Origin of the sequence: Escherichia sp. MOD1-EC7003 (genome assembly GCF_002965065.1) — a bacterium.
In the GTDB taxonomy this organism is placed as follows: Bacteria; Pseudomonadota; Gammaproteobacteria; order Enterobacterales; family Enterobacteriaceae; genus Escherichia.
The window spans coordinates 1-517 of record NZ_PTRE01000151.1 but is presented as its reverse complement, the minus strand read 5'-3'; the positions used below and the strand labels follow the sequence as shown (position 1 = coordinate 517).

Genomic DNA, 517 nt, shown 5'->3' with positions numbered 1-517 from the left:
GAACGAAAAGGAAACCACGAAATAAGGCAATTTGATTTTCTGGGTTATACGTTCAGGGCAAGACGGGCACGAAACCACCGGAGGGGAAATATCTTTACGAGTTTCAGTCCGGCGGTGAGCAGGAGTGCGCAGAAAGCCATGAGCGATAAACTGAGAAAACTGCGGATCAGGCGCAGGGTGGATGTAAGTCTTGCGGAAATAGCGAGAAGGCTGAACCCGATGATATGGGGCTGGCTGAACTATTATGCGAAATACCATAAATCAGAGATGAAGAAGGTATGCAGGTATATAAACCTGACGCTGATAAGCTGGGCGAGAAAGAAATACAAAACCCTGCGTTATCGCAAGACGAAGGCATGTCAGTTAATGGAAAGACTGTCAAAAGAGAAGCCGGAATTATTTGCCCACTGGAAAGCAGGGCCGGAAAGTGCGTTTGCCTGACGGGAGCCGTATGAAGCGAGAGTTTCACGTACGGTTCTGCGAGAGGCTGCCGGGGAGGTTCCGGCGGCCTACTCAC

The 517-nt window shown here is 50.1% G+C and carries 1 protein-coding gene; it reads left to right on the top strand.

Annotation, left to right across the window (positions count from 1 at the left end; all coding sequences use genetic code 11):
- Positions 1-441, top strand: a 441-nt coding sequence (locus tag A7090_RS21725; RefSeq protein WP_274541182.1) for a group II intron maturase-specific domain-containing protein, incomplete at its 5' end; no start/stop codon positions are given.
- Between the last annotated feature and the right edge of the window lie 76 nt (positions 442-517).